Origin of the sequence: Streptomyces sp. NBC_01216 (assembly GCF_035994945.1) — a bacterium.
In the GTDB taxonomy this organism is placed as follows: domain Bacteria; phylum Actinomycetota; class Actinomycetes; order Streptomycetales; family Streptomycetaceae; genus Streptomyces.
The window spans coordinates 114,906-136,967 of sequence record NZ_CP108679.1 but is presented as its reverse complement, the minus strand read 5'-3'; the positions used below and the strand labels follow the sequence as shown (position 1 = coordinate 136,967).

Here is a 22,062-nt window from a genome sequence, read left to right as displayed (position 1 = left end):
GCCTACTCCTGACGGGTGGTGTTTTCGAAGGACTCGATGAACTCGATCATCGCCGCGATCGTGGGGGCTTCGAACGACAGGTCCAGCGGCAGCGAGAGGCCCAGCTCCTCGTTGAGCCGCGCACCTATCTCGACGGAGGTGAGGGAGTCCCCGCCCAACTCGAAGAAGTCTGCGTGCCGATCGACCGTTTCCAGCCCGAACACACCGCGCCAGGCCGCTTCGACAATGTCGGCAACGGTCTTCGACGACCGGCTGTCGGGTGTATCCGCCACCTCTGGCGTGTACGTGCGGCGGGGCTTCTTTTCCAACCAGTAGCGCTGCCGGGCGAAGGGGTAGGTCGGCAGCGGCACCCGCCTGCGCGGCTCCGCGCCGTAGTACTGGGTCCAGTTGACGGCGGCGCCCCGGGCCCAGGCGTGGGCGACGGCGCCCGCGAGGTGGTAGTCAGGGCCGATCACGAGGGAGTCAGGAGCCGGCACCTGCAGCTGCTCCGCCGTGTCGGTCGGGCAGGTCTCCACCACTGCGGGCAGCTCGTCCAGGGGCCGCTCCGCGAGCATCCAGTGGACGGCCGGCGCCGCCCACGCAGGTGCGTCCACTCGGGCGAGCCGTACACCGGCGAGGTGCAGCGCGCGCAGGCACACCAGGACGGCCACAGTGGCCGCTGCGTGCGCGGGCAGCTGCCGGAACACGTCGTCTGCCGCCGCGAGCCCCAGGGCTTCGGCGTACTCGTCGAGCGCGGTCCGTGCGAGCGGCTCAGCGGCCACTTCCTGCTGGGCTAGGGCGACCAAGTCATCGGGGCGGCCCCGTACCGCCAGCGACAGGCGCGTGCTGCGGGCAGCGGGCGAGTGCGGTTCCCGCAATGCTGTAACCGCTTCCTCGGCCGTGCCGAACGCCCCGGCCCAGCGAGCGGCGTAAGGCGTCCGTGCGACGGCCGTGGTGTAGGCGGCGTCGGCGAGATACCGCTCCGATCGGTCGGCGGTGTCATCGAACCAATCGGCGAGCCGGACCTTGGCTCGCCCGAGGGACTCGTCGTCCCGCGCGGAGAGCACCAGCAGGTGCCGCAGGCGCCGCGTGGCACCCAACTCTGGCTCGAACGCCTCTGCGACCACGACGTGTGCGTTGGTCCCGCCGAGTCCGAAGGAACTCACTCCGGCGATCCGTCCGGCCTCGTTCTCTGGCCACGGCCTCGCGGTGACGTTCACGGCGAACGGAGTGCCGACAAAGTCGATTGCCGGGTTCGGCTCGGTGAAGTGCAGGGTGGCCGGGATGGTCCCGGTCCGGACGGCGAGGACCGCCTTGATCAGGCCAGCGATCCCGGCCGCTGCGTCGGTGTGGCCGATGTTGGTCTTCACCGAGCCGATTGCGCAGGCTCCCGGACCGCGGTCGTCGGACGAGAAGACCCGGCTGAGCGCCTCGATCTCCACCGGGTCACCGAGCGGCGTCCCCGTGCCGTGGGCCTCGATGTAGGAGACGTCGCGCGGACGGATGCCCGCGCGCTGCATCGCGCGCCGTATGACGGCTTCTTGGCCTGCGACGTTGGGTACGGTGAAACCTGCCCGGGAACCTCCGTCGCTGTTAATCGCCCAGCCCCGGACGACGGCGTACCGGTGGTCGCCGTCGGCGCGTGCGAGCGCGTCGCGCTTGAGGACCACCGCGCCGGCGCCGGACGCGGGGATCGGGCCGGAGGCCAGTTGGTCGAAGGCGCGACACCGTCCGTCCACGGAGTTGATGCCACCCTTGGTGTACTGGTAGCCGTCCGTCTCGGGCAGTAGGAGGCTGACGCCGCCGGCGATCGCGAGGTCGCAGTCACCGGCCGTGATGGCTTGGCAGGCTAGCGTCACCGCCGTCAGGCCAGTGGCACAGCTCGCCTGAACACTCACGCTCGGGCCCGCAAGACCCAGCTTGAACGCGATTCGCGGGGCTAGGAAGTCCTTCTCGTTGGCGAGCGCCAATCGCAGTTCCCCGAGATTTTCGCAGAACTCGTCGTCAGGTGCGACGTGCTCCTTGTAGTAGGTGTTCTCACCGGACCCGGCGAAGACGCCCACCACGTACTTGCGCTCGCCCAGGTAGCCGGCGTCTTCCAGTGCCGTAGCCGAGAGTTCGAGCAGAACTCGGGTCTGCGGGTCCATAGCCGTCGCCTCGACCGGTGGTATGCGGAAGAAGTCGGCGTCGAAGAACTCGGTCCCGGGCACCTTGCCGACCGCACGGATGTACGTTCCGCTGTCCGGGCCGCGAGTGATCGACTCAACTCCGCCGACCAGGTTGCGCCAGAACGCACCCGGGTCGTCGGCTCCGGGAAAGCGGCAGGCCATCCCGATAACGGCGACCGAATTCACCTCAGGTTCTGCACCGTTGTTCATGACGTGGACATCCTCATTATCGGAACGGGCAGTATCGGGGCAGGACCGGTGTTTCGAACCCCATGTGTCCGCCGCCTGCGCAGAAGTGTTGGAAGCGTTTCGCCGCGGCGCGCGCTAGGGCGGTCCGGAAGTAGTCCGCATCGAAGGGCTTGAGGCCGTGGGTTGAGTAGCGCTGGAGGTAGTCGGGGCCGTACTGGGCGTCGTACACGGAGAAACCCGCGTCGGCCAGAGTGAGTACCGCGGCTCCGGTGGAGAGGTTGCCCGCGCCGCTCGCCCGATGGAACTTGCTCTCACAGAAGTACACGCCGCTGGCAACTACGCCGAACTCACCAGCCACGAGTTCCGCGCCGTCCCAGACCTCGAACGAGCAGGCCAGGCCAGCAGCGTGCAGGGCGGCGTAAAGGGCAATGAGACGGGGAGTGAGCCACGGGGTGGAGTCCGCCCGCGGGGTGTCCGCACAGTGCCGGACCACTTGCGGGAAATCGCTGTTGACCCGCACGGTCCAACCGCGCCGGGACGTGCGGCTCCACACGTCGCGGGGGAAGCGCGCGTACGCCAGGTCGAGGTGGAAGCGGGGGGTGGGAACCCGCCAGACGATCTCGTCAGCGAGGCCATACGGGACGTGGCCGCTGAGGTAGCCGGCGATGACCGCTTCGAGTGGCGGGAGTACGGAGGGCATGTCCGGTGCGTTGCCGCTCATCCGAGAACTGTCCGCTCGACGGCGATGATGGTGCGGCGGACCCAGTGCGCGATGCGCAGGGCGCACTCGGCCTCGGACTCGTCCGGTCGCGGCCCTTCCAGAACTTCGGCGCGGTAGTCCTGGACAGTCAGCCCGGACGACGGAGTCTCCTGGATGCGGCGCAGCAGCCACTTGGGGTTGTGGCAGAGGGATCCCTCCATGATCATGGCACAGTCAGCGACGCTCTCCGCCGCGGCCAAAGCGGCCAGCCGCGCGCTCATCCAGTCACCGGTCTGGAGCATGCCAGCCACGTCGGTGAGCCGGTTCTCCGCTACTGACTTCTTCAGCCGCCCCAGCGCCCGCTGGTAGGACGAGGATGCGATCAGTTTGCTCGTGGTGGTGAAGAACTCCTCTCCCTTGAGGGGCAGGGCGATCGACGCGCGGTAGACGAAGTCCTTCACCGTCTCGCTGGACTCGAAGAACTCCGGCTCCTCATCGGTGAGATAGGGGGAGAGCGCCAGGCGCGGGGCGGCCGTCGGCCAGATCTTGAGGTCGATGCGCGAGTCGCCGTAGCGTCCCATCCAGTGCTGGCAGGTCAGACCGCTGCGGTCTGCGGTCTGCCACATCTCCATGGTGTCGTCGACCGGGAGATCGGGCACCGTGTCAGCGAAGGCGTAGACATCCACGTCGCTGAAGGGGTTGGCCCATCCGGCTGCAGTGGAGCCGGTCAGGCAGATGGCCTCAGCTGCGGCAAGGCCCGGGAACCGGCCCAGCAGACCGGTGAGCGTGAGGTCGGGCGGCGTGAAGACCGCCGGCTGGTCAGACAGGACAGTGATGGACGGTGTGAAGCCGTTCGGTATCGGCATGGGACTGCTCTCCAAGATTTCCGGGAATGGTTTACGCGCGGCCTTCCGGGCGGTCGCTACGGCTTCGCAGCAGCGCGCCGACCGCTTCCACGAAATCGGCGAACCGGGAGTTGGCGAAAATCAGCTGGACGGGCACCCGTTCCGCGAGGGCATCCGAGAGCTGTGCGCACAGCCGGACCGCGCCGATCGAGTCACCGCCTGTGTCGAAGAAGTCCGCCTGCGGATCGACAGCGTGGGAGGCGGTACGGCGTGACCACGCGGCCCGGACCAGGGACTCCAGCTCCACTTCGACGCTGACAGTGCTCAACTTGGTGCCTGCGACCTGTGCCAGGCCCGAGGCAACCTGGATGCGGTCGGGTAGCCAGGCAGGTGGCAGGACGGTCCGCAGGTGGTCGCTGACCAACCGAGCCACCGTGTCGGGGGTTCCCGTAGACTGCACGGTGAGAACGAGCGCGCCGGACTTCCGGTCCAATCGTGCGAGCGCGCCCAGCACTCCATAGCACTCGCGCGCCGCTCCGGCGAGCGACTCGGCGTTCACGGTCACACCACCGCGCTTCAACCGGGTGAGGTCAGCGCGTCCGTGCACATAGACGAACCCATCTGCGCCATGGGAGGCGAGGTCGCCGCTGTCGATTGCGGACTGCGCCGATCCGAAGTGCGGTTGCCCAGCAAGGTGCAGGCGGCCGTGCGGCGAGTCGGGCTGCGGGACGACCTCATGGCGCACGAAGGGCAGTGGACCGCCGATGGGGATGATGCCGACGGACGCGCACGCCTTGGGCAGGTCCTCGCAGTCGAAAATGAAACAGGTCGGCGCTACCTCGGAAGTGCCGTAAGCGTTCAGCATCTTCACCTCAGGAAAGCGCCCGCGCGCCCACTCGGCCAGAGTGCGAGCCCAGGGCTCGCTGCCGACGACGACGAGGCGGACCGACGCGGGCAGACCGCGCCCGGACGAGCGCAGGTACTCGGCCAGGCCCATCCAGTAGGAGCCCGGCAAGTTGACCACGGTGACGGCCTCGGCGTCGAGGAAGCCGAGGAACTGCTCCCCCGTGGGCGCGTGCTCCCACGGGGGCACCACGAGTGTCGCCCCGGCACGGAAGGTCGGGATGACCTCTTCCACGAAGACGTCGAACCCGGGCGGTGCGAATTGCAGCACGCGATCCTCCGCCGTCAGCGCGTACGCGTCCTGGATGTCGCGTACGTAAGAATCGAATACCCCTCGGCTGACGGGGGCGACCTTGGGCTCGCCGATGGTGCCCGACGTCACTGCCAGGTACACGGCCTGCGGCCAGGGAGCCACGGCGGCGGCTGCCGCGTCGCAGGGAGCGACCAGGGGCTCGCCATCGGGAGACGTAGAGACGACGAGGGCCGCGCCCGCGACCTCCCGCAGGCGCTCCCGCCGACCAGCCGGGTCGGCCCCGGAGCCTAGGAGCGGAAGCTGTCCGGCCAGCAGCGCCGCCGTCAGAGCAACGACCGAGGGCAGTCCGCGACCGCACTCCAAAGCCACCACCCTGCGCTCCTCGCCGCCGGTCGCATGGATCTCGGCAGCCAGTTCTTCCGCGCGCGCGACGATGTCACCATGGCGCCATCTGTACCTCGTTGCCACCTCTGCTCCAATCCGATCAGGCTGGCTGGGCTATTGGTGCGTTGGGGCCATGCCGCGGGGGTGCTGTGGTGAGCAAGTCGCTTGTAGCGACCACGTCGCGGGTGCACATGCGGCTAGGCATGGATGCTGCTTTTTACGGATGGTTCGCCGAAACGTTTCATCCATCCAGAAAAAAAAGTGGCTGCTTTGCACACCCGCGCTTCCACACGCACCTCACGCCCACCAGCTCGTCCTGGCTCAGCCAAGTGGGGCGCCGGTGCGTGTTGCTGACGGACATGCAGATCCGGCGTGGCGTGCACAAGTACGTCTAGGTCCTGTCTGAAGTCCAGATCATGAATGTGTGGGATCGCCTGCGCGCGACGGGGTGTCCTTGGTAGTCAAGTGGCCATGGCGCGAGGCGATCTCACCGACGAGCAGTGGTCCCTGATTGAGCCCCATCTCCCGATCGCCGCGGTCGGGCCTATCCCCGACCTGCGGAAATACTTCAACGCGGCGATGTGGCGCTTTCGGACCGGCAGCCCGTGGCGCGACCTGCCGGAGGAGTTCGGCCCCTGGCAGAGTTCCTACGACCGCTTCCAGGTCTGGGCGAAGCAGGGCATCTTCCAGAATCTGATGGAGATGGTGATCGCGGAAGCTGCCGCCCGCGACCAGGTCGACCTGGGGCTGGTCAGCGTGGACTCGGCGACAGCACGGGCACACCACCATGCCGCCGGGATGATCCTGGATCCGGAGCAGCTGGCAGCCCTGGAGGCGGCTGTCGAGGCCGAAAAGGGGGTTTGGTGGAAGGACAACAGCCGCAAGACCGGCAGGAAGAGGACCCCGCCCGCGAGGAGCGACGCCGGGTTCGCCGACGGTACCGGATCCGCTTGACCGCCGCTGACCTGGGGCGTTCGAGGGGTGGGCTGACCAGCAAGATTCATCTGGCGGCTGACCGGCGCTGCCGTCCGCTGGCGTTCGTGCTCACGCCCGGGCAGTGCGGTGACAGTCCGCAGTTCGTCCCGGTGCTGGAGAAGGTGAAGGTCCGCGGGCCGGTCGGGCGCCCGAGGACCCGGCCGGACGCCATAGCCGGCGACAAGGCGTACTCGTCCCGCAGCAACCGTGCTCACCTGCGCAAACGCAACATCAAGGCCGTCATCCCGGAGAAGAAGGACCAGGCCGCCAACCGGAAGAAGAAAGGCCGCAAGGGAGGCCGCCCCGTCAGCCACGACTCCGCGCTCTACAAGGAGAGAAACACCGTCGAGCGGTGCATCAACCGTCTCCGAAACTGGCGGGGCATCGCCACCCGCTACGACAAGACCCCAACCAGCTACGAAGCCGGACTGCACCTGTGCGGTGCGATGCTCTGGCTCCGCAGCATCACACCGCCCTCATGATCCGAACTTCAGACAGGACCTAGGGCCCGCAGGAAGGCGGGGGTGGTGCCGAGCATTTCGGCGGCCCGGCCCATCGTGTAGGCGGGGTAGTCGTCGTCGTCAAGTCGGCCGTACGAGTCGTCTGCTGTCATCTGCACCTCTCTCTGGAACGCGTGGAGGGGCCCTGGTGCCGTACCGGCACCAGGGCCCCGAAGGAACTTCTACACCACGTGCCGACCCTGATACCGCGCCGGCCTTCTGTGTCCGCCTGCCCGACCCAGTTGCTGTCGGGCGTGCGGGGATCGCGGTTGCTTGACCGGAGACCACCTCACTATCGATGTCCTGCGGTACCCGGACTCGAGACTTCCGTCCGGGCGATCCTGATGGTGCTTCGTTCCTCCGTTCTTCCCTCGGTAATCAACTACCTAATACGGGGTAATGCGTACTGCTGGTGATGCGAACTGCTGAACGACCTGTGACAGCGTCGCTCTTCGGCAGCCAGCCCCGTCGCCCGTCCTGCGTCTGCTCTGGCTTGGAACCCCACTGCCGAACTTCCCGGTGCGCGCGTCCGCAGCCGACGCCTTCACCGGGGGTACTGCTCACTACTTCACTGCGGGTACTGCGTACTGCACTCGCGGGTACCGCATCTGCCGTGACCGCGGTCCCGCTTCCGGCGGCCCCTGATCACTGCGGGCCACCCGGTCCGGCCGTCAGTCCCGTCGCCGTCCTGCAACAACCCTGGCTTCGAAACTTCACCGCCGCACCGTCCTGCGAACTGCAACTACCTGTACTGCTGGTGCTGCTTGCCGGCAGTTCGTCTCTGCCAGGCCCTGCTGTCCTTCTGGGCTACGTGAGAAACCATAGCCACGCCACTGCCCAATGTCTACTGCGGCCAATATAGATTTCCGCGTGTCCAGCGACGAGATAATCAACTTCGAACAGTGACGCGGGTGTCGACGCAGGGCGGTTGCACCGGGTTAGCCGCGCCCGCACCGGCCTACCCGGCGCGTTCGGCGCGGGCGCGGCGGATGGCGGCATCCTGGACGGCGGAGGCGGCCTCGCGGGCCTGGGTGCGGTGGTCGGCGAAGGCCGAGCAGGGGCGGGGATGCGGGGGGAGTCGCCGTCGTCGACCGCAGCGGGACGCTGATGGGAGGGGTCGACGGCGGCGAGGTGCGCTTCGAGAGTCAGGCGGTAGCCGGCCGATGCGGTCTCCTGTGTCTCCACCGGCCCGGCCGGAACCGCGGCCGCGGCCACGCCGGGGTGGCGGCTGGCGGCCGAGGGCGGGGTGGCATCTCCACTCCCGAGCCACGCCCCGAAGTTCTGCTGAACCACTGAAAATTAGAGTTGATTCAAGCTGCTTGTGTCGCTTAAGATCGAAGCGGAAGTCAGCGAAAAGGGTCCCTGGGGCCACCGATGGCAGGAGAACGCATGGCCACGCTCAGCATCCACTTCGACCCCGCCGTCATCGCCCGGCTCACGAGCGCGAGCGGCGACGACACCATCCACGTCACCCTGTCCCTCGGTGGAGGATCCGACAGCGCAACAGCCGCGCCCGTCGTCCCGCACGGGCCGCTCGCCGCCCTGATGCAGGCCGGACTCCTCGAGCCGGACACCGTCCTCACCTTCCACCAGCGCCGTGCCAACCGGTCGGGCCGCGCGGTCGTCACCGCCGACGGCCAGCTCATCGTCGACGGCCACCCCTCGCCCTTCCCCTCCCCCTCCAAGGCCGCCGAGGCGGTCACCGGCAACGTCATCAACGGATGGACCCTGTGGCACGCGCCCGACGGATCCACCCTGGACCAGCTGCGCCAGAAGCTGGACGCCGAGTAGGCGGCCCCGGCCGTTGTGGCCCTGCGGACGACGTCGCAGGGCCACAACGGCAACACCTGATGGGACACAAGAGCGGGAACGCGGCCGGGAGACGTTGGTGGAGAAGTACGGCGAGCTGCTCGCCGAGGTGATCGTGCCGTAGCTGACCGCGGGCGCGGTGGCGCAGGAGCACCCGGTGGTGGTGTTCGTGGCCGGGCAGGCCGGCAGCGGCAAGACGCTGGTGATGGACCTCGTGCACGCCGCCCTCGGCCAGCGGGGCGGTGCGGTGCGGGGGGGGGACGGTTACAAGGCCCCGCACCCGCACTACAGCACCTTCTTGGCCGAGGACGTGCGGACGGCCGGTGTGCGGGTGCGGCCGGAGACCTACCGCTGGCAGGCCGAGGTCGAAGCCCACCCCCGCGGCCGCCGGTTCGACGTGGTGGCGGAGGAGGCCCTGGCCAATCCGGCCGGGTGGCTGGCAACGCTCGCCGTCTACCGCGCGGCCGGCTGCCGGGTCGAGGTGGTGGCCCTGGCCGTGCCGGAGGCTGTTTCCCAGCTCGGTGTGCTGGACCGGTACCTGCGCCTAGCCCACACGGCAAGCCGCGCGGCACCCGCGTACGCCCCCAGCGGTAGCCTCCGGCAGCCGCACCCGCGGGATTCGGGCGGAGCGACCGCATGGGTCCCGCGGGACGGACTTCTCACCCCTCGCGCAGCGCAGGTCCCAGCGCATTCAACCAGGTGCCGCGTACGGTGGCCCACTCCCTGACGCAGCCTTCCGCACGGCCGACAGGGAGAGCATCCGGGCTGACAAGGTCCCGGTGACGGCCGGGAGCGGAACCATAGACGTAGCAGAGTTCGTTGACGGAACGCTCGCGATCCGGGGAGTGCTCATCCTCGCCGCTGTCGTCGGCGTCCTCGGTTATCTCCGCCAAGAGGCGCCACGCCTCTGCCGCTGCACGTAGCCGCAGTTCGCCGACAGCGCCCTTGTCCAGCAGCATCAGGGCGGCGAACTGGTCGGCAAAGTCCTCCTCCCTTCCCGGCACCCGCAGATCGAGGACGTCGATGAGGGCGTGGGCGGTTTCATGGAAGATTGTTTCCAGGAGCACTGCCGCGACTTCGTCATCGGCCCGTTGGTTCCCGTCCTGCCGGAAAAGGTCCCGTACTTCGGAGACTTCCTCGTAACAGATCTCCATACGACGCGCCTCCGGATCGTACGAGGACCCCGCACCGTCACAGGACCGGACGACGAGAGGTATCGGCCGGTCCACCGTGACCAAGTCGGCAACCGCCACAGCGGCCTCCTCCGTCAGCCTCCGTTCGCGCAGGAAAGCAGCGTCCTCCCGATCGGAGCCCGTCGCCTCCTCGTATCGGGTCATGATGACCGAGTCCTGAGCATCAGGAGTCCCGGACGCCCCGGCGTTCTGGCATGCGGACCCACCGGCGGCAACCAGCACCACCGTCGCCACCACCCCCAGCCGCGTGCGGGACCAGCACGCCAGTCCGGCCCAGCCCGTCTGTGTCCCCGCGCCCACCCTGGACTCTGCTGCGCAATTCGTTCAGGCGGAGAGTCGGTAGCTGAGCCGTTCGAGTCTGCTGCTGCGGCGGGTGCGGTCGAGGGGGCCGGTGGTCCAGTGGGCGTCGAGTCTGACGATGTTGAGTGCGGTGGCGGAGAAGGCGTGTTGGAGGCGGACTTTCGGCAGGCCGCGGTAGCGGGCCTGGCGGATGCCGGTGATGTCGAGGGCCTGGTTGATGGTGCCCGCGACGCCGGCGCGGAGGGCGTACTTGTTCTTCCAGGTCTCGCTCTTCTGTTCGGCGCGGGCCCGGGCGAGGTTCTCGTGGAGTTCCTCGGGCCGCGGGGTGAGCATGCGCCGTCCGAGTTTCGAGGCGGTGCACTGCTGCTGGAAGGGGCACTCGCGGCAGGTCAGGACGCTGAAGGTGATCACGATGGCGTCCTTGCCATGCTGCTTGACGGGGTTCCAGTGGGAGCTGGTCTGGCCGGCGGGGCAGCGGACCTGGCGGGTCTTCCAGTTGATGGTGAAGGCGGTCTTGTCGAAGCCGGCGGCGGCCTTGGCCTGCGCGGAGCGGTCCAGGAGGACCGGGGTGACCATGTGGACGCCCTGCTTCATGGCTTTGGTGATCAGGTCGGCCGACGGGTAGCCGGAGTCGAGGTAGTGCTCGCCGGGCTTGACCCCGTGCTCGGCGAGCTTGTGCTGGATCGGCGCGGTCACCTTCACGTCCGGCACCGTCGCGTCGGTGGTGTGCACATCGGTGATCAGGTTCGGCATCACCCCTGTCCCGGCGTCCGCGTCGGTGTCGGTGTCGGTGTCGGGGGGTGTGGTGCAGGTTTCCGTGAGATGGATCTTGTAGCCGCACCAGAAGAGATCGTCGCCCTTGGCCGCCCAGCGTGCGTCCGCGTCGTAGGGGGAGACCAGGCGGAGTTGACCGGGCGGGACGCCGTCGTCGGCGTCCCGCTTCTTGATCACCTGCCGTCCCCGGGCATCGCTGCGGATGATGTAGGTCTGCACCAGGACCTGCCGCAGCAGGGCCACGGCCTCGATCTCACGGACCCACACCGGGGCGTCAGCAGCCCAGGCGGCCTGGCACAAGGCGAGGGCGTCCTGGCCGAAGACCTGGGCGAGGCGATCGCGCTTGGCCTGCGAGGAAGGCATCTTCCAGCCGTCGATCCTGGGCCCGTACCGCTCGGCGAACTCCGTCACGTCGATCTGCCCGGCCAACCAGGCCGGGGCCGCGACCGCGAGGGCCTCCAGAGCCGCCCGCACACTCTCGCCGGCCAACTCCAGGCGGTTCAGGTCCCGCACCGCGCTGATCACATGGGTCGAGTCGGTTCGCTGCTTACCCCCGGCCACCACCAGCCCGGCGTCCTTGCAGTGCTGAAGGAGCCGGTCGAAGACGACCCGTTCCATGCCGTTGTCCGCGAGCCGTGCCCGGAACCGGCACAGCACGCTGGCGTCGAAGCCGATGTCGTCAACTCCACCCCGAGCGCGTACTTCCAGTCGATCGCCCGTACCGCCATCGCCGCGGCCTGCCGGTCCGTCAGGTCCTCCGCGAACTGCAACACCGTCACCAGCGACAACACCCCAGGCGACAATCCCGGCGCCCCGCGCACCCCGAACGCCTCCGCGAACGGCTCATCAACGAAGACCTCCGCGAGGCGGTCCCGCACCCGTATCGCCAGGCTCCCCTTCGGGAACGCCGCCCGGGCCACCATCACGGTCTGTTCCGGGACCTCCGGCAGCCCCACCGGCCGCATCGACATGTCCTACCGCCTCCATGGCCGCACAACAGAAGAAGCGACCTCAGAAACGATCATCGCCGACCCGCCCTCACCCCCGCAGCGAATTGCGCAGCAGAGTCCACCAGCGGGGGAGTGGTGGCTCCCCGGCACAGGCGGTTCAAAACCCGGTTTTGAAACACGACTACCCTCGGTCCTTCCCAGGGAGGCGATACGTGGCATCCTGTCCCGGTCCGCTAGTACCAGCCAGTCCGGCTGGGAAGCATACGGAGCATCAGGAGTACCACCCATGGCACGGATCACCGCGCTCATCAACCGCAAGGGTGGAGTCGGGAAGTCGACTCTCACCGTCAACACTGCGGCCATCACCGCCCACGTCTTGGGCGCGCCCCCCGAGGGCGACCCCCACTACGTCGCAGCCGTCTCCGCCGACCCTCAGGGCTCCACCACCTGGTGGTCGGAACGAGTCGGCCACGAGCTGCCCTTCTCCTTCGAGCAGATCAACTCCAAGGACGACCTGGAGCTCTTCTCCGCTCTAAAGAAGTCCCGCAAGATCAAGCACGCCTTCATCGACACCCCGGGCTGGATGGACCTCCCCGACGACGAGAAGGAAGAAGCTGGCGACCCGTTCGGCAAGAGCACCGCCGCCGACGCCATGCGCGCCGTGCTGGCCAACGCCGACGACATCATCGTCCCCGTCGAGCCCGAGCCTCTTGGGTTCATGCCGACCCGCGACACCATCGAGGAAGTGGTCAAGCCTCTCGGCATCCCCTACCTCGTCGTCATCAACAACTGGGACCCGCGCGACGGCGAAGCCGACCTTGACCAGACCAAGGACTTCATCCGGTCGCAGGGCTGGAACCTGGCCAACACCGTCGTCCGCCACTACAAGGTCCACACCCGGGCGGCTCTCGAAGGCAGTGTCGTCACCCAGTACAAGAAGAACCGGGTCGCGATGGAAGCCCGCGAGGACTTTTACCAGCTCGCCCTCGAGCTCGGCGCTGGCAAGAAGGGTGCGCGCTGATGGCGACGAAGAAGCCCTGGGCCGACCTTCTCGACGGGCCGGGCAAGCCCGGCAGCAAGCGAGCCACTGCAGGCGAGCCGGTCAAGGCAGAAGCACCGCCGACCACCGTCTACATGCACACCCTGGTCGGCAACCCCGAGAACCCGCGCACCGACGCCGACTACAGCAACGACGACTCCGACTTCCGCGAGCTTAAGGAGTCGATGAAGTCCGTCGGACAGCTCCAGCCGGCCGTCGCCATGTCCCGCGAAGCGTTTCTCCTAGTCAAGCCTGAGCACGGCCAGGCTCTCGGCGACGCGCAGTGGGTCGTCATCCTCGGCAACCGGCGCTTCCACGCGGCCAAGCAGCTCGGCTGGACGAAGTTCGAGATCCGGGTCCGCGACCGCCTCGGCAACGAAGACGACGACAAGCTCGACGAAGCCGTCGTCATTGAGAACATCCACCGCAAGAACATCCCTCCCTACAAGGAGGCCGAGTTCCTGCAGCGGATGGTCGAACGCCACGGCTCCCAGGAGAAGGTCGCGGAGCGCATCGGCAAGTCGCAGATGTACGTCTCCAACCGCTTGGCCCTGCTCAACCTGCCGCCCGAGCTCCAGGACGCCGTCGACACAAAGCAGCTCAAGGTGAAGACGGCCGAGAAGATCGCCAAGATCCAGGACCCGGAACAGCAGAAGGCCATTGCTGCCGAGGAGCTGCGCAAGGCCCAGGCACCGAAGGCCCCGCGGAAGCGCGCGGCCGCTCCGGTGGCTCCGCCGGTTCAAAACCCGGTTTTGAACGAGGCCCACAACACAGAGGAAACAGCCGCCGCTGGCATCTCTGTCCCGGCCCGCCCTACCCTCGTTGTGCCCGAGCCGCGCCTACATGAGACCAGTCCCGAAGACACTGCGACTGCCGTGCCATGGCACGACGGAGCGGCTCTCATGGACATGGCCTTCGAACGGCTCGACCCCGTCCAGCGAAGTGAGTTCATCCTCCGCTACTTCCGTCGCAGCACTGGAGTCGAGGCCGTCATCACAGACATGCGGGGAGATCTCTCACCACAGGCTCGCGCCTCTCTCGCAGCTATCCTCCAGCAGGTCGCCACCGGCCTTCTCCGAGACGCCTAGTACTCCAGCAGCACTTCGTGGCTTGACCTGGGGAAACGTCGAGCGGGTGGGAGTGTAGCGGGCAGGAGTCGGTCACGGACGGCTTCTGCCCGCCAGCCCCTCGAAGGAGTGCCCACGACGACGAGATCGCTCCCGGCCGGGGAAGCCTCAGGTCGTGATCACCGAACAGGCCGAGACCTGGGACCGCGACCTGGACCACCTCTTCACCGCCGTCGGGCACCGCTTCGGCCGCGTCGAACCCCGCCGCCGGATGCGGGACTACGTGCGCGCACTGCTCGCCCCGGTAGCACGAAAGAACTGTTGGGTGCGCCACGAGGCGCCATGTGACCGAGTGGAGGTGCGAGACCTCTACCGCCGGGCCGTCGCAGCGGCCGGGTAGAAGCTGAGGGCAGTCCGGGCCGGGGAACGCCGGTGAGGATGGCAAGCAGCCCTGACAACGCCGGGACGGCGCGGTACTGCCAGACGCGTCGGGTTCGGCAAGCAAGGCCAGAAGGCGTACGAAGAGGAACCCGTGTAAAGCCCCGTAAGTCTTGTCACCGGGCTCAAATCTGGCGGATATGGGCCCGGGGTGCAGTGCGTGACCGCTCGCTTCGGTAGGGGCGGTCAACTCCGAAGCCGGTCTCCAACTGCCGGTGGGGAGGCCACGTTGAAGGTCTGCGGCGTAGGCGTGGTGATGCTGCCGGGGTAGTAGCGGGACGCCGACCTGGCCGATCGGCACATGGTGAACGTGGGAACCGCCTGCGGTCGCCCTCGCTCCTGGGCATCCGGTCCGGAGAGGGAGGGCAGGCCCGTTGCCGGCTGAAGGCCGCAGGTGGGACGGAGGCCCCGTAGTAGTCCGAGCGGAGGAAAGCTCCGTGCATGGCGAAGGGGGCCAGCAAGCCGGCGGGGAGGATGCTGCAATGCCGGGAGGCCGCTGGTGAATACCGACGCGCTGGAGTTCGCGCTGCTCAAGGCCGAACGCCGGGTACTGGAGATGCAGACCAAGCTGCACTGTTGGGCGACCGACGATCGTGATCACCGGTTCGATGACCTGTTCAATCTCGCTGCCGATCCCGCGTTCCTGCTGGTGGCGTGGGCTCGGGTGCGAAGGAACAGGGGCGCTCGCTCGGCCGGAGTGGACGGGCAGACCGCCCGCTCCGTGGAGGACGGGCAAGGTGTTGAGGGGTTCCTCAGCGAGGTGCGGTCCGGCTTGAAGGACCGTACTTTCCGTCCGCTTCCCGTGCGTGAACGGATGATGATGGCGTCCCTTGTCGTGGTGTAGCCGATCACGGTGAGGGAGTGCGCCGGGGGCGCGTGCTGACGTGGCTTCCGCTCCCTGCCAGAGGGCGGGCCACCGTGCAACTCTCCGTAGTGAACGGGCAGTTCAACGCGGGAGGTGCAGGGTGGCCCTGTCACAGCATGACCTACTCCGGTTGCTGGAGTCACTACGTTCGGGGGACGGGCTAGAACTCGTTCGGGGTGTGGCCGAGCGGATGCTCCAGGAGCTGATCGAGGCCGAGGCCACCGCGAGGATCGGCGCGGAATGGAACGAGCACACCGAGACGCGCACCGCGCTCCGCAACGGCCACCGCGACAAGACGCTGACCACCCAGGCCGGCGACCTGGACCTCGCGATCCCCAAACTGCGGTCGGGGAGCTTCTTCCCCGCGCTTCTGGAACGGCGCCGTCGCATCGACCAGGCGTTATACGCGGTGATTATGGAGGCTTACGTCCACGGCGTGTCGACCCGGTCGGTCGACGACCTGGTCAAGGCCCTCGGCGCGGACACCGGGGTCTCCAAGAGCGAGGTCTCGCGGATCTGCCAGGACCTGGACGGTCAGCTGACCGCGTTCCGCAGCCGGCCCCTGGACCATGTCCGGTTCCCCTACGTCTATCTGGATGCGACCTACTGCAAGGCGAGGGTCGAGCACCAGATCGTCTCCCGGGCCGTGGTCATCGCCACCGGCATCACCGAGGAGGGCGGCCGGGAAGTGCTGGGAGTGATGGTCGGCGACAGCGAGACCGAGGTGTTCTGGACCGAGTTCCTGCGTCACCTGCGCGAACGCGGACTGAGCGGGGTCCGCCTCGTCATCGGCGACCACCACCTGGGACTGGTCAAGGCCATCCGCAAGGTCATGCTCGGAGCCGCCTACCAGCGCTGCAGGGTTCACTTCCTGCGCAACGTGTTCAGCGTGATCAACAAGGAAGCGGGCGAGATGGCCGCCGCGACGATCCGCACGATCTTCGCCCAGCCCACCGCCGACGCGGTCCGGGCCCAGCTCGACACCGTCGCCGACATGCTCGGCAAACAGTTCCCAAAGGTCAAGGAGATGCTCCTGGAGGCCAAGGACGACCTGACCGCCTTCGCCGCCTTCCCCGAGCGACATTGGAAGAAGATCCAGTCCACGAACCCGCTGGAACGGATCAACCGCGAGGTCAAGCGCCGCACCGACGTCGTCCAGGTCTTCCCCAACGACGACGCGCTCCTGCGACTGGTCACCGCCGTGCTCTTCGAACTGCACGACAAGTGGATCGCCTTCCCCCGCCGTTACCTGCCCGAGGGAAGCATGGACCAGCTCTACCCCGCCAAGCTCCCCAAAAACGCCCCCGCGCTACCCAACACCACCAACACGACCGCCGAATGATCGGCTACACCACGACAAGGGACATGACCCGGATGATCCCCAAGCCAGGAACGGCCAAGCGCCGTCGGCTGGGGATTCCGACCGTGCGGGACCGGGTGGTCCAGGCGTCCCTGAAGCTGGTACTGGAGCCGATCTTCGAGGCGGATTTCCTTCCGTGCTCCTACGGGTTCCGCCCGAAGCGCCGGGCTCATGACGCGCTCGCCGAGGCACACCACTTCGCCAAGAACTCCTATGAGTGGATGGTGGAGGGGGACATCGAGGCGTGCTTCGACTCGATTGACCACACGGCCCTGATGGGCCGGGTGCGCCGCCGAGTCGGAGACCGGCGCGTTCTTGACCTGGTGAAGGCGTTCTTGAAGGCGGGCATCCTTACGGAAGGCGGTCAGTCCAAGGACACCGATACCGGCACTCCGCAGGGTGGAATCCTCTCGCCGCTGCTGGCCAACATCGCCCTGTCCGTCCTCGATGAGTTCATCGCGGCAGGTCCGGGCGGGCCGAACTCCACACAAGGCCAGCGGGCCCGGCGACGTCGGCAGGAGCTGCCCAACTACCGGCTCTTCCGGTACGCGGACGACTTTCTGATCGCCGTGACCGGGACCCGCGAGCAGGCCGAGGACATACGCACCCAGGTGGCGAAAGTGCTCGCCCCGATGGGTCTGCGACTGTCTGTGGAGAAGACGGCGATCACCCATATCGACGAGGGGCTGGACTTCCTCGGGTGGCGCCTCCAGCGCCACCGCAAACGAGGAACCCAGAAGCACTACGTCTACCTCTACCCCTCCAAGAAGGCCCTCCAGGCCGTCAAGGAGAAGGTCAAGACGCTGTGTCGACAGGACACGAACCTGCCGCTGGCAGTCGTGCTGCACCAGCTCAATCCGGTGCTGCGGGGCTGGACGGCGTACTTCCGGCACGGGGTGTCGTCCGCGACCTTCCAATACCTGTCGGCCTTCACCTGGCGCCAGGTCTTCGGATGGCTGCGGCGCAAGAACCGCCGGTCCAACTGGAAGATTCTGCGCCGTCGCTACTGCGCGGGCCGATGGTGGCCCGCCGATGATGAGGTGGTCTTGTTCAGGTGCGCGAAGGTGCGGACCAACCGCTACTTGTATCGCGGAAACAAGATCCCCTCGCCTTGGCCCAGCGGGAGCATGATGACAGCGGTCGCCTGAGAGGGCTTGTGGAGAGCCGGATGCCTGGAGATCGGGCACGTCCGGTTCGGGAGGCGGGCCGGGGAGACCCACCGGCGGCAACGTCGACAGGGCGCCCCGGTCCGACCTCACCAGCTCGCCGAACACGCCGGCCATTCCACCCCCGACGGTCTGCAGTACCTGCTCTCCCGCGCCCGCTGGAACCCCGACGACATCCGCGATGACCTGCAAACCTATGTAGCCGAACAACTCGGCCGCCCCGATGGGGTACTGATCATCGACGACACCGGATTCCTGAAGAAGGGCACCACCTCCGCCGGAGTCCAAAGGCAGTACTCCGGCACCGCCGGCCGCACCGAGAACTGCCAGATCGGCGTATTCGCCGCCTACGCCAGCACGGCCGGCAGAGCCCTGGTGGACCGGGAGCTCTACCTGCCCAAGTCCTGGACCGACGACCGCGACCGCTGTCGCGCGGCGAAGGTCCCCGACGAGCGGGAGTTCGCCACCAAGAACACCCTCGCCCAGGCGATCGTCCGCAGGGCACTGGCCTCGCCGCTGCCGATCGCCTGGGTGACGGCGGACGCCGCCTACGGACAGGACAACCGTTTCCGCCGGATGCTGGAAACATCCGGCGTCGGCTACGTCCTCGCCGTCCCGAAGTCCCAGTTCTCCCTGGCCGGCCCGCGCATCGACATGGCCTTCGAGCAGGCCCCCGACCAGGCATGGGAACGCCGTTCCTGCGGCGCGGGCGCGAAGGGACAGCGCGAGTACGACTGGGCGGCCGTCCAGCTACGACCGGTGGCCGAGTACGACCAGCAGGACGGCGTGCTGATCCGTCGACGGTGGGCGCTGGCGCGACGCAGCCTCAGCCGGCCGGACGAGATCTCCTACTACCTCGCCTATGCGCCCCTGGATGTCGGCGTGGACGAGCTGGTGCGGGTGGCCGGATCCCGGTGGGCGATCGAGGAGTGTTTCCAGGCGGCGAAGAACGAGTGCGGCCTGGACGAGTACGAGGTTCGCCGCTACGTCGGCTGGTACCGGCACATCACCCTGGCCATGCTCGCCCACGCCTTCCTCGCCGCGATGAGCGCGCAAGCAGCCGAAAAAGGGGATCCACCAGTGAGGATGCCGAGGTCATCGCGCTCACTGTGGCTGAAGTGCGGCGACTCCTGGCAGCTCACACACCCCAAGACCCCCGCGGCCGCACCCACGCACTGAGCTGGTCGCGCTGGCGCCGCCGACGCCAACTGGTGGCCCGCCGCTGCCACTACCACCGTCGTGGGCACTCCTTCGAGGGGCTGGCGGGCAGAAGCCGTCCGTGACCGACTCCTGCCCGCTACACTCCCACCCGCTCGACGTTTCCCCAGGTCAAGCCACGAAGTGCTGCTGGAGTACTAGACCCAATACCAGTGATTTAGGGCTTTCTGCGGGTGTAGATGGTCTTCGTGGGCTCGGCGATCGTGACTGTTGGGGCGTCGGGTCGCGGTGGTGTGTGGTGTTCGGCGCGTTTGAGGGCCCAGTTACTCAGTGCGCCACCGGTGCAGGATCGCCAGGTGAAGCTGGCCCCCCTCGCGAAATCCCTGCCGTTCTGGCCAGCCCGCCTCCCCGTGGATACCGCATGCCCTGCTGATGCCGCACGGGCGACGAGCCGTCAGCCCCTACCACTCCACGAGTTCAACTTCAGTAGGTCCTGTCCGGGCGTAGGCCTTTCGCATCAGTCGGAACAGGGCGTGCCCGCGGCTCCCCCGGGGCCGCGGGTCCGCCGTCGTCTTTCCTCCGGCCCGGAGTCAGTCCGCCATCGGCAGGTAGACCCGGTTACCCGAGGCCGCGAACTCCTTGGACTTCTGCAGCATGCCCTCGGCGATCGCCTCGTCCGACTCCGCCGGCTCGTCACCGCCGAACTGCTCGGTGATGCTCCTGCTGATCTTCATCGAGCAGAACTTCGGCCCACACATCGAGCAGAAGTGCGCGGTCTTCGCCGGTTCCGCCGGAAGCGTCTCGTCGTGGAACTCCCGCGCCGTATCCGGGTCCAGGGCCAGATTGAACTGGTCCTCCCAGCGGAACTCGAAGCGCGCGTCCGAGAGGGCGTCGTCCCACTCCTGCGCACCCGGGTGTCCCTTGGCGAGGTCCGCGGCATGGGCCGCGATCTTGTACGTGATGACGCCGGTCTTGACGTCGTCCCGGTTCGGCAGGCCCAGGTGCTCCTTGGGCGTGACGTAGCAGAGCATCGCGGTGCCCCACCAGGCGATCATCGCCGCGCCGATGCCCGAGGTGATGTGGTCGTAGGCCGGGGCCACGTCCGTCGTCAGCGGGCCGAGCGTGTAGAACGGCGCCTCCTCACAGATCTCCTGCTGGAGGTCGATGTTCTCCTTGATCTTGTGCATCGGGACATGTCCGGGGCCCTCGATCATCGTCTGCACGTGGTGACGCTTGGCGATCGTGTTCAGCTCGCCCAGTGTGCGCAGCTCCGCGAACTGGGCCTCGTCGTTGGCATCCGCGATCGAACCGGGACGCAGGCCGTCGCCCAGCGAGTACGTGACGTCGTATGCCGCCAGGATCTCGCAGAGCTCCTCGAAGTTCGTGTAGAGGAAGTTCTCCTCGTGGTGCGCGAGGCACCACGCGGCCATGATCGAGCCGCCGCGGGAGACGATGCCGGTCTTACGTCGCGCGGTGAGCGGGACATAGGGCAGCAGCACACCCGCGTGCACCGTCATGTAGTCGACGCCCTGCTCGGCCTGCTCGATGACCGTGTCCTTGTAGATCTCCCAGCTCAGCTCCTCGGCCCGGCCGTCGACCTTCTCCAGCGCCTGGTAGAGCGGCACGGTGCCGATCGGCACGGGGGAGTTGCGCAGCACCCACTCGCGGGTGGTGTGGATGTTGCGGCCGGTGGACAGGTCCATGACCGTGTCCGCGCCCCATTTGGTGGCCCAGGTCATCTTCTCCACCTCCTCCTCGATGGAGGAGGTCACGGCGGAGTTGCCGATGTTGGCGTTGACCTTCACCAGGAACCGCTTGCCGATGATCATCGGCTCGATCTCCGGGTGGTTGACGTTCGCCGGCAGGACGGCACGCCCGGCGGCGATCTCCTCACGCACGACCTCCGGGGAGACGTTCTCCCGGATCGCCACGAACTCCATCTCCGACGTGATCTCGCCGCGGCGGGCGTAGGCGAGCTGGGTCACCGCCTGTCCGCCGCGGCCACGGCGGGGCTGCCGGGGCCGGCCGGGGAAGACGGCGTCGAGGTTGCGCAGCCCGCCCCGCGGCGAGGTGTGCTTGATGCCGTCGTCCTCGGGACGGACGGGGCGGCCGGCGTACTCCTCGGTGTCTCCGCGCCCGATGATCCAGTTCTCGCGCAACGGCACCAGTCCACGGCGGACATCGGTCTCGGTCTGCGGGTCGGTGTACGGTCCGGACGTGTCGTACAGCGTCACGTCCTTGGCATTGGTGAGGTGCACCTGCCGGACCGGCACACGGAGGTCGCGGCGCGAACCCTCGACGTACGCCTTGTGCCAGCCGATCGACTTCCCGCTCCCGTTCTCGCCCTCGTTCGGGCCGGAGGCAGGCATGCGTGTGTCCTGAACGGTCATCGTGACCTACTCCCTACGCCGGCATTACCCGGTAACAGGTTCGGCGGTCGGCGCAGCTGTCCCGTACGGAGTACGAAGGTCAGCGCCCTCTCAGCCCGGTGCTCCGAGCTCCCGCGTGTGTAAAGGTGTCACCACGCTAGCGCCCCCTCGGGCATGCTGAACAGTGTTGGGCCCCTTCGATGTTGGGATGATCGGCCGGTGACTTCCTCGCATCAGCCTCCCGCACCCGACGACTGCGCAGGTAGGAGCAGTTCTTGTGGGAGTCGTACGTCTCGCGCACTCGGTCCGGCCTCTTGCGTGGCTGTCCCCGGCCAAGTCTGGGCACCCGGATCGTTTCCAGCACCGCTGCTGCCGCGCACCCCCAGGTGGCAGTTCCGGCCCAGTACGGGCCGCCGTGTATCAAGGCCCTCGCGTTGTATATGTTCCATCTGCCAGCACCTGCCGTACGAGCGGTGCGCGGAGGTATTCGCCGACTGCCTGGGCGCCGATGTGGCCACCTCGACTCTGATCGGGTGGAACAGGGCCGCCGCGCAGGCGGCCGCCCCGCACACCGAGGCGGTGCCGCAGCGGCTGATCGCGTGCGACGTGGTCGGCTTCGACGAGACAGGCACCCGGCGGGTAGACGGCCGCGCCTGATAGGTCCACACCGCCTGCACC

Annotated in this window: 16 protein-coding genes and 4 pseudogenes; 11 read left to right on the top strand and 9 right to left on the bottom strand. The window is 67.8% G+C overall.

Going from position 1 to position 22,062, the window contains the following annotated elements; translation table 11 throughout:
- Window positions 1-2: 2 nt before the first annotated feature.
- Genes OG393_RS34910 through OG393_RS34895 form a run of 4 tightly spaced genes read right to left on the bottom strand, consistent with a single transcriptional unit; the run spans window position 3 to window position 5,505 of the window.
- Complete coding sequence (locus tag OG393_RS34910) at window positions 3-2,357, bottom strand: beta-ketoacyl synthase N-terminal-like domain-containing protein (RefSeq protein WP_327379075.1); 2,355 nt, start codon at window positions 2,355-2,357, stop codon at window positions 3-5.
- 16 nt (window positions 2,358-2,373) lie between these two features.
- Window positions 2,374-3,057: a leucyl/phenylalanyl-tRNA--protein transferase gene (locus OG393_RS34905; protein WP_327379074.1), complete on the bottom strand. Its 684-nt coding sequence runs from the start codon at window positions 3,055-3,057 to the stop codon at window positions 2,374-2,376.
- Entirely contained in the window at window positions 3,054-3,902 is an 849-nt protein-coding gene (locus OG393_RS34900; RefSeq protein ID WP_327379073.1) for a hypothetical protein, read from the bottom strand. The genes OG393_RS34905 and OG393_RS34900 overlap by 4 nt, the downstream gene beginning before the upstream one ends.
- A gap of 31 nt (window positions 3,903-3,933) precedes the next feature.
- Window positions 3,934-5,505, bottom strand: coding sequence for a non-ribosomal peptide synthetase (locus tag OG393_RS34895; RefSeq protein ID WP_327379072.1), 1,572 nt, complete (start codon window positions 5,503-5,505; stop codon window positions 3,934-3,936).
- Between the two features lie 387 nt (window positions 5,506-5,892).
- On the opposite strand from OG393_RS34895, the pseudogene OG393_RS34885 reads away from it, so the two are divergent.
- Window positions 5,893-6,878 (top strand): annotated as a pseudogene (locus OG393_RS34885) (IS5 family transposase).
- A 17-nt stretch (window positions 6,879-6,895) separates the two neighbouring features.
- Here the strand turns inward: OG393_RS34885 and OG393_RS34880 are convergent.
- Window positions 6,896-7,009 (bottom strand): annotated as a pseudogene (locus OG393_RS34880) (MerR family transcriptional regulator); the annotation flags it as partial.
- A gap of 1,276 nt (window positions 7,010-8,285) precedes the next feature.
- Here OG393_RS34880 and OG393_RS34875 point away from each other — a divergent pair.
- On the top strand, window positions 8,286-8,687 hold the full coding sequence (locus tag OG393_RS34875; protein ID WP_327379071.1) for a DUF4357 domain-containing protein: 402 nt from the start codon (window positions 8,286-8,288) through the stop codon (window positions 8,685-8,687).
- A 157-nt stretch (window positions 8,688-8,844) separates the two neighbouring features.
- Entirely contained in the window at window positions 8,845-9,432 is a 588-nt protein-coding gene (locus OG393_RS34870) for a zeta toxin family protein (protein ID WP_327379070.1), read from the top strand.
- On the opposite strand, the gene OG393_RS34865 is transcribed toward OG393_RS34870, so the two are convergent.
- The 3 genes from OG393_RS34865 to OG393_RS34855 form a co-directional block, all read right to left on the bottom strand.
- The gene (locus OG393_RS34865) at window positions 9,365-10,042 is read right to left on the bottom strand and encodes a DUF4344 domain-containing metallopeptidase (protein ID WP_327379069.1); all 678 of its coding nucleotides are present in this window, start codon (window positions 10,040-10,042) and stop codon (window positions 9,365-9,367) included. The two genes, OG393_RS34870 and OG393_RS34865, sit on opposite strands and share 68 nt — an antisense overlap.
- 180 nt (window positions 10,043-10,222) lie before the next feature.
- On the bottom strand, window positions 10,223-11,590 hold the full coding sequence (locus OG393_RS34860) for a transposase (RefSeq protein WP_327379068.1): 1,368 nt from the start codon (window positions 11,588-11,590) through the stop codon (window positions 10,223-10,225).
- Window positions 11,494-11,943 carry a transposase gene (locus OG393_RS34855; protein WP_327379067.1) on the bottom strand — a complete coding sequence of 150 codons (450 nt, stop codon included), beginning with the start codon at window positions 11,941-11,943 and terminating at the stop codon, window positions 11,494-11,496. The genes OG393_RS34860 and OG393_RS34855 overlap by 97 nt, the downstream gene beginning before the upstream one ends.
- Before the next feature lie 265 nt (window positions 11,944-12,208).
- On the opposite strand from OG393_RS34855, the gene OG393_RS34850 reads away from it, so the two are divergent.
- The 7 genes and pseudogenes from OG393_RS34850 (at window position 12,209) to OG393_RS34820 (ending at window position 19,036) form a co-directional block, all read left to right on the top strand.
- Complete coding sequence (locus tag OG393_RS34850) at window positions 12,209-12,943, top strand: ParA family protein (RefSeq protein ID WP_327379066.1); 735 nt, start codon at window positions 12,209-12,211, stop codon at window positions 12,941-12,943.
- Window positions 12,943-14,049 (top strand): ParB/RepB/Spo0J family partition protein, encoded by a 1,107-nt coding sequence (locus OG393_RS34845; protein ID WP_327379065.1) that lies wholly within the window; start codon window positions 12,943-12,945, stop codon window positions 14,047-14,049. The genes OG393_RS34850 and OG393_RS34845 overlap by 1 nt, the downstream gene beginning before the upstream one ends.
- Before the next feature lie 190 nt (window positions 14,050-14,239).
- Window positions 14,240-14,353 (top strand): annotated as a pseudogene (locus tag OG393_RS34840) (IS701 family transposase); the annotation flags it as partial.
- A gap of 612 nt (window positions 14,354-14,965) precedes the next feature.
- Window positions 14,966-15,286 (top strand): annotated as a pseudogene (locus tag OG393_RS34835) (group II intron reverse transcriptase/maturase); the annotation flags it as partial.
- Between the two features lie 145 nt (window positions 15,287-15,431).
- Window positions 15,432-16,673 carry an IS256 family transposase gene (locus OG393_RS34830; RefSeq protein WP_327379064.1) on the top strand — a complete coding sequence of 414 codons (1,242 nt, stop codon included), beginning with the start codon at window positions 15,432-15,434 and terminating at the stop codon, window positions 16,671-16,673.
- Between the two features lie 23 nt (window positions 16,674-16,696).
- Window positions 16,697-17,839 carry a group II intron reverse transcriptase/maturase gene (ltrA, locus tag OG393_RS34825; RefSeq protein WP_327379063.1) on the top strand — a complete coding sequence of 381 codons (1,143 nt, stop codon included), beginning with the start codon at window positions 16,697-16,699 and terminating at the stop codon, window positions 17,837-17,839.
- A 6-nt stretch (window positions 17,840-17,845) separates the two neighbouring features.
- Window positions 17,846-19,036 carry an IS701 family transposase gene (locus OG393_RS34820; RefSeq protein WP_327379062.1) on the top strand — a complete coding sequence of 397 codons (1,191 nt, stop codon included), beginning with the start codon at window positions 17,846-17,848 and terminating at the stop codon, window positions 19,034-19,036.
- A 569-nt stretch (window positions 19,037-19,605) separates the two neighbouring features.
- On the opposite strand, the gene thiC is transcribed toward OG393_RS34820, so the two are convergent.
- Window positions 19,606-21,405, bottom strand: coding sequence for a phosphomethylpyrimidine synthase ThiC (gene thiC, locus OG393_RS34815; RefSeq protein ID WP_327379061.1), 1,800 nt, complete (start codon window positions 21,403-21,405; stop codon window positions 19,606-19,608).
- Window positions 21,406-21,558: 153 nt separating this feature from the next.
- On the opposite strand from thiC, the gene OG393_RS34810 reads away from it, so the two are divergent.
- Window positions 21,559-22,041, top strand: a complete 483-nt coding sequence (locus OG393_RS34810; protein WP_327379060.1) for an IS66 family transposase — start codon at window positions 21,559-21,561, stop codon at window positions 22,039-22,041.
- Window positions 22,042-22,062 lie beyond the last annotated feature (21 nt).

Coding starts and splice junctions, on each gene's coding strand:
- OG393_RS34905 (WP_327379074.1), bottom strand. CDS start 3,057: ATGAGCGGCAACGCACCGGACATGCCCTCCGTACTCCCGCCACTCGAA.
- thiC (WP_327379061.1), bottom strand. CDS start 21,405: ATGACCGTTCAGGACACACGCATGCCTGCCTCCGGCCCGAACGAGGGC.
- OG393_RS34845 (WP_327379065.1), top strand. CDS start 12,943: ATGGCGACGAAGAAGCCCTGGGCCGACCTTCTCGACGGGCCGGGCAAG.
- ltrA (WP_327379063.1), top strand. CDS start 16,697: ATGACCCGGATGATCCCCAAGCCAGGAACGGCCAAGCGCCGTCGGCTG.
- OG393_RS34860 (WP_327379068.1), bottom strand. CDS start 11,590: ATGGAACGGGTCGTCTTCGACCGGCTCCTTCAGCACTGCAAGGACGCC.
- OG393_RS34810 (WP_327379060.1), top strand. CDS start 21,559: ATGCTGAACAGTGTTGGGCCCCTTCGATGTTGGGATGATCGGCCGGTG.
- OG393_RS34865 (WP_327379069.1), bottom strand. CDS start 10,042: ATGACCCGATACGAGGAGGCGACGGGCTCCGATCGGGAGGACGCTGCT.
- OG393_RS34855 (WP_327379067.1), bottom strand. CDS start 11,943: ATGTCGATGCGGCCGGTGGGGCTGCCGGAGGTCCCGGAACAGACCGTG.
- OG393_RS34850 (WP_327379066.1), top strand. CDS start 12,209: ATGGCACGGATCACCGCGCTCATCAACCGCAAGGGTGGAGTCGGGAAG.
- OG393_RS34910 (WP_327379075.1), bottom strand. CDS start 2,357: ATGAACAACGGTGCAGAACCTGAGGTGAATTCGGTCGCCGTTATCGGG.
- OG393_RS34875 (WP_327379071.1), top strand. CDS start 8,286: ATGGCCACGCTCAGCATCCACTTCGACCCCGCCGTCATCGCCCGGCTC.
- OG393_RS34900 (WP_327379073.1), bottom strand. CDS start 3,902: ATGCCGATACCGAACGGCTTCACACCGTCCATCACTGTCCTGTCTGAC.